The sequence below is a fragment of the Nonlabens dokdonensis genome (genome assembly GCF_002162835.1).
Classification (GTDB): Bacteria; Bacteroidota; Bacteroidia; order Flavobacteriales; family Flavobacteriaceae; genus Nonlabens; species Nonlabens dokdonensis_B.
Window position 1 is genome coordinate 1 of the sequence record NZ_MAAX01000208.1, and the last position, 16,202, is coordinate 16,202.

The 16,202-nt window shown below is 34.3% G+C and carries 16 protein-coding genes; 12 read left to right on the forward strand and 4 right to left on the reverse strand.

The window, feature by feature from the left end; translation table 11 throughout:
• On the reverse strand, window positions 1-983 hold a 983-nt coding region (locus A9Q93_RS13695), incomplete at its 3' end, for an AraC family transcriptional regulator (protein WP_303687963.1).
• A gap of 100 nt (window positions 984-1,083) precedes the next feature.
• Between A9Q93_RS13695 and A9Q93_RS13700 the strand changes: the two genes are divergently transcribed.
• From A9Q93_RS13700 to A9Q93_RS13720, 5 genes are all read left to right on the forward strand, one after another.
• A complete protein-coding gene (locus tag A9Q93_RS13700) occupies window positions 1,084-3,510 on the forward strand; it encodes a TonB-dependent receptor (protein WP_303687964.1) in 2,427 nt (808 codons plus the stop codon).
• 10 nt (window positions 3,511-3,520) lie between these two features.
• The gene (locus tag A9Q93_RS13705) at window positions 3,521-4,858 is read left to right on the forward strand and encodes a hypothetical protein (protein ID WP_303687965.1); all 1,338 of its coding nucleotides are present in this window, start codon (window positions 3,521-3,523) and stop codon (window positions 4,856-4,858) included.
• A gap of 105 nt (window positions 4,859-4,963) precedes the next feature.
• Complete coding sequence (locus tag A9Q93_RS13710; RefSeq protein WP_303687966.1) at window positions 4,964-6,319, forward strand: MATE family efflux transporter; 1,356 nt, start codon at window positions 4,964-4,966, stop codon at window positions 6,317-6,319.
• A gap of 111 nt (window positions 6,320-6,430) precedes the next feature.
• Window positions 6,431-6,916 carry a thioesterase family protein gene (locus A9Q93_RS13715; protein WP_303687967.1) on the forward strand — a complete coding sequence of 162 codons (486 nt, stop codon included), beginning with the start codon at window positions 6,431-6,433 and terminating at the stop codon, window positions 6,914-6,916.
• Between the two features lie 113 nt (window positions 6,917-7,029).
• Window positions 7,030-7,461 (forward strand): hypothetical protein, encoded by a 432-nt coding sequence (locus A9Q93_RS13720; protein ID WP_303687968.1) that lies wholly within the window; start codon window positions 7,030-7,032, stop codon window positions 7,459-7,461.
• On the opposite strand, the gene A9Q93_RS13725 is transcribed toward A9Q93_RS13720, so the two are convergent.
• Window positions 7,458-8,372 carry a DMT family transporter gene (locus A9Q93_RS13725; RefSeq protein ID WP_303687969.1) on the reverse strand — a complete coding sequence of 305 codons (915 nt, stop codon included), beginning with the start codon at window positions 8,370-8,372 and terminating at the stop codon, window positions 7,458-7,460. The two genes, A9Q93_RS13720 and A9Q93_RS13725, sit on opposite strands and share 4 nt — an antisense overlap.
• Entirely contained in the window at window positions 8,365-8,724 is a 360-nt protein-coding gene (locus tag A9Q93_RS13730) for an arsenate reductase family protein (protein ID WP_303687970.1), read from the reverse strand. The genes A9Q93_RS13725 and A9Q93_RS13730 overlap by 8 nt, the downstream gene beginning before the upstream one ends.
• 134 nt (window positions 8,725-8,858) lie before the next feature.
• Here A9Q93_RS13730 and A9Q93_RS13735 point away from each other — a divergent pair, with 134 nt between their 5' ends.
• Window positions 8,859-10,004 carry a cystathionine gamma-synthase gene (locus A9Q93_RS13735; protein WP_303687971.1) on the forward strand — a complete coding sequence of 382 codons (1,146 nt, stop codon included), beginning with the start codon at window positions 8,859-8,861 and terminating at the stop codon, window positions 10,002-10,004.
• 279 nt (window positions 10,005-10,283) lie between these two features.
• Here the strand turns inward: A9Q93_RS13735 and A9Q93_RS13740 are convergent, their stop codons facing one another.
• Window positions 10,284-11,606, reverse strand: a complete 1,323-nt coding sequence (locus tag A9Q93_RS13740; protein ID WP_303687972.1) for an alkaline phosphatase — start codon at window positions 11,604-11,606, stop codon at window positions 10,284-10,286.
• 202 nt (window positions 11,607-11,808) lie between these two features.
• On the opposite strand from A9Q93_RS13740, the gene A9Q93_RS13745 reads away from it, so the two are divergent.
• The 6 genes from A9Q93_RS13745 to A9Q93_RS13770 form a co-directional block, all read left to right on the forward strand.
• Window positions 11,809-12,246, forward strand: a complete 438-nt coding sequence (locus tag A9Q93_RS13745; RefSeq protein ID WP_303687973.1) for a RimK/LysX family protein — start codon at window positions 11,809-11,811, stop codon at window positions 12,244-12,246.
• Window positions 12,236-13,114, forward strand: coding sequence for a 30S ribosomal protein S6--L-glutamate ligase (gene rimK / locus A9Q93_RS13750; RefSeq protein ID WP_303687974.1), 879 nt, complete (start codon window positions 12,236-12,238; stop codon window positions 13,112-13,114). The genes A9Q93_RS13745 and rimK overlap by 11 nt, the downstream gene beginning before the upstream one ends.
• Window positions 13,107-14,066: a succinylglutamate desuccinylase/aspartoacylase family protein gene (locus A9Q93_RS13755; RefSeq protein ID WP_303687975.1), complete on the forward strand. Its 960-nt coding sequence runs from the start codon at window positions 13,107-13,109 to the stop codon at window positions 14,064-14,066. Before rimK ends, A9Q93_RS13755 begins: the two co-directional genes overlap by 8 nt.
• Window positions 14,056-14,625, forward strand: a complete 570-nt coding sequence (locus tag A9Q93_RS13760; RefSeq protein WP_303687976.1) for a 5-formyltetrahydrofolate cyclo-ligase — start codon at window positions 14,056-14,058, stop codon at window positions 14,623-14,625. The genes A9Q93_RS13755 and A9Q93_RS13760 overlap by 11 nt, the downstream gene beginning before the upstream one ends.
• Window positions 14,626-14,750: 125 nt before the next feature.
• On the forward strand, window positions 14,751-15,851 hold the full coding sequence (locus A9Q93_RS13765; RefSeq protein ID WP_303687977.1) for an ATP-binding protein: 1,101 nt from the start codon (window positions 14,751-14,753) through the stop codon (window positions 15,849-15,851).
• 1 nt (window position 15,852) lies between these two features.
• The coding region (locus A9Q93_RS13770) for a response regulator (protein ID WP_303687978.1) at window positions 15,853-16,202 on the forward strand (350 nt) is incomplete at its 3' end.

Below are 16,202 nucleotides of genomic sequence, written 5' to 3' on the forward strand. Positions count from 1 at the left end.
TTAGAACTTTTAATTAATTGACTAGGTAAATATCCTAGTTTCTTTTTAAACGCGACTGTAAAATGTTGCGGATTTTTATAGCCTACCTCATATGATGCTTGAGAAATAGTATAGTTGTTTTTAGAAATGAGTTCTATAGCTTTTTCAATGCGTACTGAAGTTATATACTTAAATACTGGCATTCCATAATGTTCTTTGAATAGAGTTTTAAATTTTGAAGTATTGAACCCAACTAACAATGATAATTTTTCAATATTCAATTCTTCATTTAAATGTGATTTGATATAGTTCTCTATTACCAATAAAGATTCTAAATCTTCTTTTTTAAACTTTTCTAATCGCGGTTTTTCAGTATGCAAAGAGACTAATATTAACTCGGTTAACTTAGACTCTAAGTAAGATTTTTTTGTGATTCCATCAAATGAGCAATTGAGCAGTTCATTTACAATATTGCGTAGTTGTGTGTTCAAGTATAGGCCATCTTTGAAGAATGAATATAATTTCTTATTTCTTTTGGCATTTAAAAAATCAGGAGCATTTTTTATAAATGCTAAATCCATTTTTTGTTTTAAAAACGACTCTGTAAAGTAAATGTTTAAAATCTGTTTATTTTGATTGTGGTAAGTGAATAAATGTTTTGAAGCAGGAAGATATAACAGATTGTATTTGTTATGCTTGATAGTAATAAAATCTTGATTTTCACCTTCTACTGAAATAGAGAAATTACCATTGATAACAAACTGAAGAAGAAAAAGTGATTCATTTTGAACCACTTGTAGTGTATGATCGTGAGGTTTATCAGTTGTGTAATTCTGAAAAAAAGCTAAAATGTTATTCACTTGAAATTCTTTTACACCTCCGGTAACTCCCTTTTTGAAATTTTTATATTCATCTTCAATGAGGTGAGAAGTTTTAAAATCGGTTTGAAACGATTTCACCACTTCATCTTCGTTATACTCAGAGCTTTTAAATCTTATTTCCATTTATTCCTTTTACGTTGTTATAATTCCTTTTTACGTTATTAAGAATCATTCTAAACTGAATACATTTGCAAATGTAATTATTTTTATTCAGTCTAAATAAATGAAGTATTTTTTGTTCTTAGTGTTTATCTTTTTATCTATTTCCATGTATGCTCAAGAAGATACAGTCACTTTTACAGGTAATATTTTAGATGAATCCCATCAACCGATATTTGGAGCCGTTGTAATTTTTGATAACTATGATCAGATAGCTACAAGTGACGAGGATGGGGTATTTGTAATTGAGGATATTCCAGTAGGCACATATTCTATAAAGATTTCCTATATCGGTTATAAGACAGTAAGTAAAACTATAGAAATCAATGAAAATAGCACTGCCCAAAATACTTCGTTTAAATTCATCATGTCAGAGAGTGTCGAAGGTCTCGATGAAGTTCATATAGCAGGTAAATCGCATAAGCGTAATGTAGAAGAAAGAGGATTTGCTGTAAATCTTATAGAAACAAAGGAAGCTAGCTTTAGAAACATTCAAACTAATGAATTATTGAATACATCTGTAGGTGTAAAAATTCGTCAAAATGGAGGATTAGGATCTGAAGTTACTTATAGTTTGAATGGATTATCCGGCAGCTCTATAAGAATATTTATCGATGGTATACCTATATCTTCATACGGATCTTCCTTTAGCTTAAATAGCATACCAACTTCAATGATAAAAAACATTGAAGTTTACAAAGGTGTTGTACCTGGTTATTTATCTGACGATGCTTTAGGAGGTGCTATAAATATAGTACTTCATAAAAAGGCTACAAATAGCTTAAATGCATCTGTTTCATACGGATCATTCAATACCACACAGTCTAATTTTAATGGTAATTATCGTTTTAAGAACTCTGGCTTTACAATTAAAGGATCTGCTTTTTATAATTATTCAGATAATGATTATAAAGTTTCTGGTAGAAGTGTTGTAGTAACCGGAATAGGAGGCGTACAAACACCCATCACAGCTAGGCGCTTTAATGATGCCTATCGCTCTACTGGCGGGATTTTTCAAGTGGGCTACACAAATGTAAAATGGGCCGATCAATTTTTAGTTGGATTTACTGCTTCAGACGATTATAAAGAGGTGCAACACGGTGCCTTTATGACTATTACACCTTATAAAGATAGATTTCTTGAATCTGATGCGCTATTAGCAAATGTAATTTATCAGAAAAAGGATCTTTTAACCAAAGGACTAAATTTAAATTTCAATGCATTGTATGGTGCCAGAAATAGGTCAATAAATGATACCGTAGCCTGGGCTTATAGTTGGAATGGAGAAAGAGCTATAGATTTTAGGGGTGATGAATATCAGTATACATGGGGTTCACAACAAGAAGGTGGTCCTACCTTAGCAAAAATCAAAAGAAATGTTGCATCGGTTAGAACAGGTCTTTCTTTTACTATTAATCACCACCACAAGATCTTATTTAATCATATTTACAACAGAATAGATAGAGAAGATAGTGATGCTTTAAAGTCAGTTCTAGAAAACACATTTCAAGGAACTAGAGATTTGTATAAGAATATTTATGCCATGACCTATGAAATGTCGGCATTTCAAGAAAGATTTAAAGCCAGCATATTTGGTAAACATTACCGGCAAAAAACCACTAGTACAGATCCTGAGATTGTAGAAGACTCAAACGGTAGTGACGTTGTTGTTGATGAAGTTGTAAGCAGTAAAAATAATTTTGAAGGTTATGGATTTGCCACCTCCTACGCGATTACTCCAGATTTTACACTTTTGACCTCTGCTGAGAAAGCTATTAGGCTACCTAATGAAACCGAAGTTTTCGGTAACGATGGAGATAATGTTGTTGCAAATTCTTCTATAAGACCAGAGATTAGTGACAACTATAACTTAGGGTTTAGGTTTGGGGAGTTTAAAATTAATAAACATGCATTCACCATATCTACTAACATGTTTATTAGAAATATTAAAGATAGAATAGGGTTACCTATTGAAACCTCTTTAAATGTTGATGATGAATTAATTGTGTATGTAAATCAAGGTAATGCAAAATCTAAAGGAATTGATGCTCAATTGAATTATACCTACAAAAACAACTTTAGATTTAACTTCAATATTTCTCGTTTTGATTTAACTACGACAACAGCATCTGGAACTGAGTTTGAAATACCTAATACACCATTTTTAACAATGAATAGTGGACTCAGTTATTCATTGAAAAATGTGATTCAAAAAGAGTCTCACTTGAATTTATTCTATTCGATATATTTTACAGATGACTTTTCATATCTCACTTCCCAAGGAGCAAATACAGTAGGTGATGACTTTTTTAAGGTTCCAGAACAATTTGTACAAGATCTTGGGCTAAGTTATGTGTTTCCAAACAAGAAACTTGTAGTAAGTCTTGATGTTAAAAACATTTTTAACAGACCTGTTTATGATAATCTATCTGTTCAAAAATCTGGAAGGGCATTTTATTTTAAACTCAACTATTCAATTAATAATTTTTAATCAATAACAAATGATTTCTACTTTTTTAAAATTCAAACAATACGTCGCGACTGTAATAATTGTAGGATCGTTGGGCTCTTGTTCCAGCGATGATTATAATGATACATTAAATCCCGGGCTAGATCCTGGTTCAAGATGGATTACCGTTGCAGGAGCTAGAATGGGTGAAAATCCAGGAGATGGAAATGGCGGGACACTAATTTACTCTGTCACCAAAGAACAGGCCAAAGACCCTAGTGTGTCCATTGCGCCTTTTGATAACGGCTTTATAGTTCCTTCAAATAGAACGGCGAGATTACAATCTTCTGAAGATGGCAATACTATTTTCAATATAAGTTATGCAGGTGATACTGGAGGAAATTATACTAAATATACCGTAAATGGTGGGCAAGGCTTCATGTCCACAGGATCAGAAATAAGTATAGCTCCATATGTAGGTACAGCTCCTAGGTGGATCAAATTATTTGACGGTGATCAAACCGGTGCAGCGGTATACGTTTCTACTGAAAATGAGTTTGATGCAAATGGCGATTACGTAAGAACAGATGCCACTATAGGTGTAGTCACATTAGATTTACAAAATTCAATAATCAATAGTTTTGAAGAGCATAGTGTAGCTTTAACTGCTCAAGAAGAGGCTGCTGGTTATTATATTTCAAGAATTGATATGCCAGTATTAAATGCGGCCGGAGATAAGTTGTATATAGGCGCTCGCTTAAGCAAAGTAAACCCAGCCACTGCCGAAGGTGATAGCGATTATCCTATATTGGGTTCTAAAACTATTGTTTTAGATTATCCTTCATTACTCAATCCTACAGTTATAAGTTCTACAATAGGCCATGGTAATACTAACGGATATCGTAGTATCAATGCATTTTTATATAATGGTAGTGTTTATCAAGCAAATCAAAGTGATCCAGAAGGTTCCCATATTTTAAAAATAGATGCAAATAATGAATATGACTCTACTTATGATTTCAATTTAGACGAAGCTCTAGGTGTAAATGACGCTTATATTCTAGCATGGAGACCTGCAGGTAATGGTAAAGCTGTAATTGCATACCGCCATGCTGGATCTGTTGAAGGAGCTGCTGGCGCTCAAGGGTTCTTTGCAATAGCAGACTTAAATACGAGAACAGCACAGAAAATAGACGCAATTCCTTACCACCCAGATTTTTATCTATTCCAGTACCAAGGCTTTGTAGTAGATGGGACAGATATATATGTAACACAAGCTCCAGTAGGACAAAATGGTAACATATATATTATTGATACTGAAACTGGAAATGTAACTAAAGGAGCAGAATTAATCAATGTAGAAGGAAGTCATTTTATAGGAACTTTCTAATTTATATAGGTACACTTTAATTATTTTTAAAAGGCTTTTCAATAACTGAAAAGCCTTTTACAGTTAAATAGGTTAAACCCAAATAGAAGAGTATTTTTACGACATATGTCTATTAAACCAGCAAATAAATCTCAACTCTTAGGAACAGAGCCTATAACCAGCCTATTGATCAAGCAAGCAGTTCCTGCTTCTATAGGTATTCTAGTAATGTCACTTAATATTTTAGTGGATACTATTTTTGTAGGTAACTGGATAGGGTCTATAGCTATTGCTGCTATTAACGTTGTGTTACCGGTTTCATTTTTTATTGCCGCATTAGGTATGGCTATAGGAATAGGAGGATCAAGTATGATATCCAGAGCTTTAGGTGCAGATAAACTTGAAAAGGCTAAAACAACTTTTGGTAACATGCTCTCGCTTACCGTTCTTATCACTACAGTTATGGTAGGTGTAGGTCTTATTTTCATCAACGATCTTGTGCCTGCCTTTGGTGGAAAAGGAGACATATTTGAACCTGCAAAAACGTACTACCGCATCGTTCTCTACGGTATTCCTATGCTAGCTTTATGCATGATGGGAAATAACGTTATAAGAGCAGAAGGCGCACCTACTCATGCAATGATAGCTATGCTTATTCCATCAGTAGGTAATTTGCTATTGGATTATATTTTAATAAATAGATTAGAAATGGGAATGGAAGGTGCAGCCTGGGCGACTACTATAAGTTATGGGTTGTGTTTAACCTACGTGGGCTGGTTCTTTCTCTCTGGTAAAAGTGAACTGCTTTGTAGCTGGAAGCACTTTATCTTTAAATGGGTTATAATAAATGAAATAGGCGCCTTAGGTTTTGTTACTTTGGCTAGACAGGCTACTACCAGTGTACTATATTTAATATTGAACAACGTCCTTTTTGAGTTAGGTGGCGAGAGTAGTGTCTCGGTATTTGGTATTATAGGAAGAATGATGATGTTTGCTCTATTTCCTGTTTTAGGGATTACACAAGGTTTTTTACCTATTGCTGGTTACAATTATGGCGCACAAAATTGGGATCGTGTGCGAGAAGTTATTTTTACATCTATTAAATATGCATGTGGACTAGGAGTCATTATATTTTTAAGTCTCTTTTTCTTTACAAAAGAAATTGCAAGTGTCTTCACTAAAGATATACAGGTTATAGAAGCCACATCCTTTGCTTTAAAATTAGTTTTCATCGCTGTTCCTATAATTGCAGTTCAACTTATAGGCTCAGCTTATTATCAAGCCATAGGAAAAGCCATTCCAGCATTACTGTTGACCTTGTTACGCACAGGTTTTATTTTACTACCATTAGTATTGATTTTACCTAAGTTTTATGGTGAGTTAGGAGTGTGGCTTAGTTTCCCTATTGCAGATGTTCTTTCTACTATCATCACCGCTTATTATTTGTGGATAGCTATGAAGAAATTAAAACCCATTTCTTAAGAATGTGATTATCGGTTTATCGCTTTCGCGAAAGCGAGACTCATAAAAATTTCTTAGACCACCATATTATTATGCTCGCATAAAATATATTTGTGACAAAGAGAATTATAGATGTACAAAAAGGAATTTGACGTAAGGTGGAGCGACCTCGATGCAAATAGACATATGGCAAACAGTGCCTATCAAAATTTTATGAGCCACACGCGCATGGCTTTTTTAATTGAAAATGACTTCGGACAGAGAGAAATGGCTCAGTATGAAACTGGTCCCGTTATTTTTAATGAGAACATTTACTATTTTAAAGAAATCCATCAAGGAAAACCAATTACTGTGAGTTGCGAGGTGACTGGCATGAGTGAAGATGGAAGCATGTTTAGTTTTAGGCATAACTTCTATGATTACAAAGGTCGTAATGTTGCTCGCGGTTTGATGACAGGTGCCTGGATGAATTTAAGAGAGCGTAAAATCACTGCGCTCCATCCAGATTTACATGAGAAGATCAAGAACTTCCCACAGTCCAAGGACTTTAAAATATTGACTAAGCAGGATATGAGATCTCATGGGCAGGTGCCACATGATGATACCGTTATCGATTAAATATTTCTTAAAATATTTACTTTAAGCTGTTATTTAGTGGTTATGTCTATTATTTAAACCGCTCATTTGGAATTGGTTCACTAATTTACTATTATAGAGTAAGTTTTTGAAACATGACTACAGTTAAAACATCTCCATTGTACAGTGAAGTGCTCAAGGAATTAAATTATTCTTGGGGATGCTTCTACTTTTTTGATGGATTTGTTGTATCAGAAATTAATGAAGGAGTTAATTTCTCGTGGGAATTTGCAAAGCATGTTATACTTGAGGTTAATGAGTTCTACAAATCTAATAGTAGTGACTTAGTATATATTTCTAACAGGATTAACGGTTATAATGTGAAACCTGTGGACTGGTTCAAATTTACTGCTTGTGCATTTAAATTAAAAGGTTATGGTATTGTTGTAGATAGCCATATAAAAAGTAGAAATGCTAAGTTTGAGTCGCTATTTGTCCCTATGAAAATTAAGGTTTTTAATGATCTATTAGACTGTATACAATGGGCTGCACATCTTAATGAAAAAACAAGGCAATTGACTGATTAATTTTGCTTGTAAGGCAACTGTTTTTTATTTCGTTTCAGTCCAGTTAAAAAGACACCTGTAAAAATTAATAGTCCAGCGACTGCCTTTTGCCACGTAATCATATCTTTCCCTAACCCTACTGCAATAAGAGTCGCTAGTAAAGGTTGTAAATATACAAATACAGCAACAACACTAGGTTTTAAGGTCCTAATAGCAATTATATTGAGCATGTAAGTACCGAAGGTGGCAAAGAGTATAACATACCCTATGTTTAAGAGCGTTTCTGTACTTGCTTGGGCAAATTCAAACTCTAATCCTTGCATAATACCAAATGGTGTTATAAAAATAACTCCAAAAAAGTACAACCATTTCATTAAAGTAAACACATGGTATTTTGCAGTAAGTTTCTTAGCTAGTAAAATGTAGAATGCGTAAGAAACGGCATTTATAAAAATAAGCGCATTACCTAACAAAGGATTGCTAGCTTCGGCACCTTTTCCAGTCGATAGAAAAATGAGTAATGCTGCTCCAGAGAAACCTACAAGAATTCCTATTATACGCGTTGCAAACAACCGTTCTTTTAAAAAAATGGCACTTAATACCAGCACGATTATAGGTGTGCTCACCATAAGTACAGATGCGCTTATGGGAGATGTAAGTGATAAACCCCACATAAAAGTGACCATGTTAAAGCCTACACCACAAAAGGCAGCTAGAGCAATTAATGGAAACTCTCTTAATGGTATCTTTTCCTTAACGCCGGCAAATAAAGAAATCAACCAGAATATGGCACAAGTAACTACCACTCTGTACCATGTGAGTCCAAAGGGACCTATAAACTCTGGAGTTACCTCTTTTGCAGCTGTGAAATTATAAGCATAAAAAAGAGCTACAAAAAAACCGCAAATTATCGCTATAGACCTTTTACTCATTTAGAAGAGCTTCTTTAGCCGCAGCAACAACTTTTTTTGAGTTACCTATATAGGCAATGTCTTTATAAACTAGTATAGGTCTTTTTATAAAGGTGTAATGATCAAGTAATAGGTTTTTGTATTCTTCTTCATTTAAGTCTTTCTCGTGAAGATTACGTCCACGATATAATTGTGCACGTCTATTAAATAGAGCTTCATAAGATCCTGCTTGATCTTTGAAAAATTCTACTTGTTCTTCAGTGACTGGTGATTCTTTTGTATTTTGAAGATGTATAGAATCAGGAAGTTCCAGCTCACCTTTTATGCGCTGACAAGTGTTACAGCTGTCCAGATAGATAAAAGTATTTTTCATTACGCAATATTACGAAATGAAGTTAAGATAATGGTTGTTTTTATCGCTTTCGCGAAAGCGGAAACAGGAACTCATAAACAGTAATTTGTGTAGTCTTACTGGGCTTACTAGCTTTACCACTCTAAGAACTAATTATGAAATTTAATACTAAAGTAATTCACGGCGGTCAAGAGAATATTGATCCCGCCTATAATGCAGTCATGCCACCTATTTATCAAACGACTACTTTTAAACAGAAGAGTCATGGAGCACATCAAGATTTTGAGTACGCTCGTAGTGGTAATCCTACTAGAGCTGCTCTAGAGAAGGCTTACGCGAGTATTGAAAACGGGACTTATGGAATTTCTTTTGGTTCTGGACTTGCCGCTATCGATGCGGTTTTAAAACTACTTATGCCAGGAGATGAGGTGATTTCTACAAGTGATCTCTACGGCGGTAGTTATAGGTTGTTTGATAAGGTATTCAAGAACTTTGGCATTAAGTTCCATTTTGTAGATATGAATGATGCCTCGGTAATAAGCAACCATATTAACGATAGAACAAAATTAGTATGGATAGAAACACCTACTAATCCTATGATGAATATTATAGACATCCTAGCGGTTGCAAAAATTACTAAAAAACATAATTTACTCCTTGCTGTAGATAATACGTTTGCAACTCCGTATTTGCAGAATCCGCTAGATATGGGCGCAGATATCGTAATGCATAGTGCAACAAAATATCTAGGCGGTCACAGCGATGTAGTGCAAGGATGTTTAGTAATTAATGATGAAGAACTAGCAAAGAAATTATACTTTATTCAAAATGCAAGTGGCGCTGTTCCTGGTCCACAAGATTGTTTTCTAGTTCTAAGAGGAATTAAAACCCTACATGTGCGCATGCAAAGACATTGTGAAAATGGAAAGGCAGTGGCACAATTTTTAAGAGAGCACCCTAAAGTAGATAAGGTGTACTGGCCTGGATTTACAGATCATCCCAACCATGCAATTGCAAAGTCTCAAATGAGAGATTATGGAGGTATGGTTTCCTTTACGACTAAAGCTAGCACAATGGACAGTGCTATTAATGTAATAGAGAATCTTAAAGTATTTACTCTTGCTGAGTCTTTAGGTGGTGTAGAATCTCTTGCTGGTCATCCAGCAACTATGACTCATGCAAGTATACCTAAAGTGGATCGGGAGCAATCTGGAATTGTGGACGCTTTAATAAGGTTGAGTGTAGGTATTGAAGATATAGAAGATTTATTAGCAGATTTAAATCAGGCTTTAGGTAACTAAATTTAACTCAAACAGCATTTATTTTTAACTAAAATAATAATTGCAAAATAAGAATCTTAGATACATTTACTCTATAATTTTAAAGTCATATACCATGGCAAACAAACCAGCAAAAGGACCGAAGAATTTCGGTAAACCTACTTCAAAGCCAGCAGCAGCAATGCCTAAAGCTAAGAACTCTGCTTCAAAAAAGAAGTAATTGTTCTCTCATGCGATCCGGTCGTGTGTAATTTAACCAGATAAAAAAGAGCCGTTTCTTCTTTAAGGAAACGGCTTCTTCTATTTAGGATACTTCAAGTCCTTTGAGTTTATTTTATAATCAAAAATTTCATAACCACTTGCGTCAAAGATTTTGAGAAGGAGTTGCCTATCTTTTTGCTTGCCTGATATTTCTATGATTCCAAAGTTATGGTCGTAAAATGTTTTCTCAGGAACCTGAAGTGTGTTTCCTTCATCACGCTTTTTATGAGTTCCGGCGGTTAGAGGTGAGCAAGTGATGTCTATAAGAGGATATGCATTTTTACGGTCTAGCTTAGAAATTTCTGTATGGTGTCTATCGCCACTAATGAAAAGTACTCCTTCTATTTTTGCAGCGTCTAGCCTGTCTAGAAATCGTTTACGTTCTCCAGGGTAAGTAGCATAGTTTTCATAGACAGCGGCATCACTTATAATCTGTCCACCACTTACTATAATTTTAAAAGTAGCTTTACTTGAGGTAAGAGCATCGATTAACCAATTTATTTGCTGCTTTCCAAAATAATCTTTGTCGAGATTCTTATCGCGGTTAGGTGCTCTATGATACCTATCATCTAGCAAGAAAAACTCCACATCGTTGTATAAGAAATGTTGAGTTACACCACCATTGCCAGCAGCATTTGTATTTAAATTACCCCAATAATCATTGAATGCTTTTTCAGCTATTTTTTTGTTGACATAACTACGGTCTGAGTCATTAGGCCCATAATCGTGGTCGTCCCATGTTGCATAATGATGTACACTACCTAATAAAGGTTGTAACTCCTTCAAGGACCTAGTATGTTTATTTCTATGATTAATTCCGGTTGCTGTTAAAAAATCTGGAGTTCTTAAATAAATATTATCTCCAGACCATATCATCAACTCTGGTTTCTTAGATAATATCTGGTCAAAAATTTGATAGTTGCTACCGTAAGGTTGAGGCCTGTCGTCTATTTGATCATTAATAAATGTGCAAGAACCTATAGCTAGTTTAAAATCTGGAGGATCTTTGCGGTACTGCCATAGCGATTGGGTCCTAAATTCAAGTTTATAATCTCTGGGAACATAAATATCATTTATGTATAATTTATAGCTGTAGACAGTGCCATAGGTTACCTCTCGAGGATATAATTTTGCTATAAAATTACCTTTCCTATTAGTGGAGACAGTTTCTGTAAATTTCATGTCGTTACCATCAGAAGTGGTATAGCCTATTTTAACATTTGCGACCTCCTTTGTTTGTACCCAAATCAAAACTTCTCTGTAACCAGAATAGCCTACCATAGGTCCAGATTCTAATAATTCTGGTTGTGCTACACCGGTTAAGAAAAATAGTAAGCTCAGTGCTATTAGTAGATCTTTCATCTTTAAGAAAATTTAGTTGCTAAAATATTGTAATTTAGTCTTCAATGAGGTTAACTCAACGTGATCATTTCATTATAAATTCAAGGTTATTGTTTATAAATGATCTCGCTTTCGCGAAAGCGGTACAAAAACACAAATTTTTAATCTCCACATTAAATTAGGCGAGAGAATATTGCATCTTTGCGGCTCTTAAAGAAATACATTGACAAAAAATAAAATTATCATAGGTCGTACGGACCGTGCAGATTTTCCTAAGCTAGAAATTCAAGGTATTGATATAAAAATTGATACAGGCGCTTACACTAGTAGTATCCACTGTAAGGATATAGAAGAAATTGATGGTGTGTTATTTGCTACTTTACTAGATGAAGAGCATGAGCAGTATCATGGAAAAAGGTTGAGTTTTGAAGAGTATAAAATTACAAGTGTGCGCAGTAGTAATGGAAGTGTAGACTTGCGATATGAAGTGCAAGGAAATATAAGGATATTCAAAAAACTTTATAAAATCTCCTTAACTTTAAATAATCGCGAAAAAATGAAGTACCCAGTGCTTATAGGCCGCAAATTCCTTTCTTCTAAATTTATCGTCGACCCAGAATTACAAGACATCTCATATTTACAATCACAAAATGAAAATTAATATTTTATCGCGCAGTACTAGCTTATACAGTACAAGAAGACTTCTTGAAGAAGCAAAAGCTGCTGGGCATACTGCACAGGCAATTAATGTTTTATATTGTGATATTAAGTTAGAAAAGCAAAAACCTACAGTTTATTACCATGGGGAGCGACTTGTTACTCCAGACGCTATAATACCTCGTATAGGCTCTAGTATAACTTTTTATGGAACGGCTATAGTGAGACAGTTTGAAATGATGAGTTGTTTTACAACGGTAAGTTCAACTGCTCTCGTAAGAAGTAGGGATAAATTGCAAAGTTTACAATTATTATCTAGAAGTGGTGTAGACATGCCTAAGACAGTTTTTACAAATTTTGGAGAGCATACTGACGATATATGCAAACTAGTTGATGGTCCACCTGTCGTAATAAAAGTGCTAGAAGGTACTCAAGGAATAGGAGTTAATCTTGCAGAAACCATTGAAGCAGCAGATGTTATTATAGATGCAAATAATGAGTTGAAAACTAGAGTTATTGTTCAAGAGTTTATTAAAGAAGCTGGTGGCGCAGACCTTAGAGCTTTTGTGGTAGGTGATAAAGTTGTAGGAGCAATGAAAAGGCAAGCACAGGAAGGAGAATTTAGGTCTAATCTACATCGTGGTGGTACAGCAAAAAATATTGTGCTGTCTAAGATTGAAGAAGAAACGGCTCTAAGTGCAGCTAAGTCCCTAGGTTTAGGTGTATGTGGAGTAGATCTTTTACAAAGTAGTCGAGGACCATTAGTTCTAGAGGTAAATAGTTCTCCTGGACTTGAAGGAATAGAAAAAGCAACTGGTAAAAACATTGCTGGTGAAATTATCAAGTATATTGAAAAAGGTGTAAATGCTTAGAAAGCTTAAAATATTTGATACTATAATTGAGCCGGGAAAAAATTATAAGCTCAATTTTAATATGGCAAAGCTGTACACTTCTACAAGTGTTGAGGTGCCAGTTATTATTTCTAGAAGTAAAAAGGCAGGTCCTGTAGTATTGATAACAGGCGGTATTCATGGTGACGAAATTAATGGTATAGAGGTAGTTAGACAGATCATAGCTAGAAAGATCAATAAACCTGAAATAGGAACTATCATTGCTATACCGGTATTAAATATTTTTGGTTTTTTAAGTGGTACACGTGAATTTCCTGATGGTAGAGATCTCAATAGGGTTTTTCCAGGTGTAAAATCGGGATCACTTGCAAGTAGATTTGCATACCAGATTTCTCAGGAGATTCTACCTCATGTTGATTTAGTCATGGACTTTCATACTGGCGGCGCCCAACGTTTTAATGCACCACATATAAGAATCTCACAGCTGGAGATAGAATCTTGGAATCTTGCTAAAGTTTTTAATGCCCCTTTCCTTATGCACGGTAAAAATGTAAAGAAAACATTCAGAGCCACTTGTGCAGATATGGGCAAGCCATATCTATTATTTGAAGGAGGAATGTCTAATAGAAGTGACAAATATATTGTAGCTACAGCTGTGAATGGAGCGATAAGAGTTTTACATTATTTAAACATGTTGTCTTCCCATGTAAATGTTACGGTAGAACAGGAGGAATCTGTTGTTATAACTGATTCAAAATGGGTTAGAGCAAAATATTCTGGGCTGTTACATCCTAAAGTTGCCTATGGAAAAAAGGTGGAGAAAAATGAATTTATTGCAACAATCACAGATCCTTATGGAGAATTGAGGTATAAAGTGAAATCTCCTCATGCAGGTTATGTGCTCAACGTAAATTACAGTCCGCTAGTGTATCAAGGTGATGCCATCTTTCATATTTCTAAAAATGAAGCCTAAATCAGTACTTAGAAAAGAGTTTAAAAATTTAAGAAGTTCCTTATCAATTGAGGAAATAGAATCTTTGAGTCTTGAAATTGCTAATCAAGTTTTAAGCCTAAATATTTGGGATAAGTCTACCTACCATGTTTTCTTACCAATCAAGGAAAAGAATGAAATAAACACCGAGTATATCTTACATATCCTTCAAGGTAAGGATAAGAATATAGTAGTATCTAAGTCTAATTTTAGCGATTTTTCTATGTCCCATTTTCTTCTCACAGATCAAACTGTGTTAAAGAAAAATGTCTACGGTATTCCTGAGCCTACTGAAGATAGTATAGAAGTTTATGCATCAAAGATCGATGTTGTATTTGTCCCACTATTAGGAATAGACATTTACGGTAATAGATTAGGTTATGGTAAAGGGTTTTATGACAGGTTCTTAGAAAACTGTAAACCAAGTGTTATTAAAGTCGGGCTGTCCTTTTTTGAGCCTATTACTGACATTATTGAACATAACGAAAATGATATTAAAATGAATTTTCTAGTTCATCCTAATGGTATAACCTCTTTTTAACTTATTAAAAAGTTAAAGTTCTCAGTGTTTTATTACAAATGGTCATCAGTTATTTACTATTTTCACGTGCAGTAGGATGACCCTAACCACATTCTGCGACATTTAAAACGTTTTCCCTAAAAACGATGAAAATATACCCCAAAGAAGACTTGCAATTAAAGTTGCAAGACAAAGACTTTTTTTTAAATGAAACTGCTAGAACTACACAAACAGGTTCTTACAGTTACAACATGATAACAGGTCTTTGCTATATGGATGATATAGGTAGAAAAGTGCTCAGCCTACCTGATAATTACAACCTGACAGTAAGGTCTGCATTGAATTTATTTGTTAATCCACGTGAGGCTATTAATAGATTTTATAACTTTATTAACGGTGCAAATTTTGAGAGTGATTTAGAGTTGCAGGACTACAACGGTAAAAAACTTTGGGTACGTATCTCTGCAAAGCTTCTTAGGGATCCAGAAACTCAGGAGATAGTAGGTATAAGAGGTGTTTTTGTTAGTATAGATCGATTTATAAAACAAGGGAAAGAGTTAGAGAAAAAAGCGCAAGTTATAGAGTCACAAAATGAACGATTAATCCATTTTGCTCATATCATATCACATAATTTGAGATCACATAGTAGCAATCTTGAATTGACGTTGGAGGCTTTTGCACATGAGATCGAGGAATCACAAAATCCCATATTTAATAACTATTTAAAAGAAATTTCTTCGAGCTTGAGTCAGACCTTAGAACACCTCAACGAAGTAGTTACGATTAATACGCAACATAGAAACAAGGAAATAGTTGATATTAAGGAGATTTTTGATTCTGTCATAGAGGAAAATGAACAATTGATAGCTTCCACAAATTGTAATATAGAGTGTAATTTTTCTAAGCTACCTCGTATTTATTATGTTCCATCGTTTTTAAGCAGTGTCTTGAATAATTTATTATCTAATGCTATAAAGTATAGAGAACCGTCAAGAGAATTAAAAATAAAGGTAACTTCTAAGCGCAAAGGCAATAAAGAGCTACTTACGTTTGAAGATAACGGTATAGGTATAGACTTGATAAAGAACGGTGATAAGATATTTAATATGTACCGAACTTTTCATACTAATAAGGATGCAAGAGGAGTAGGTTTATTTTTAGCAAAAAATCAAGTAGAGTCGTTAGAAGGTGATATTTTTGTAAAAAGCACCTTAGGCAAAGGAAGTCGCTTTACAATTAAGTTCTAGAATGAATAATAAATTGATTAAAAAAGCTTGCGTTATTGATGATGATAAGCTTTACGTGAGTCTTGTACAAATGCTCATTTCTAAAAATGATATTCCAGTAGAATTAATAGTTTTTGAAAATGGTAAACTAGCATTTGATTACTTTAATTCAGAATTAAAAAAAGTCAGTCCGGATGTTCCAGAGGTTATTTTGTTAGACCTAAACATGCCGGTAATGGATGGCTGGGAATTTCTAGAAATGATTGAGTCTCTTATGCCTCTTATGAATACCAGATTAAATGTCGTAAGCTCTACCATCAATCCTGCAGAGGTTAAAAAGGTCCAAACACTAGATTTTGTACACTCGTTTAT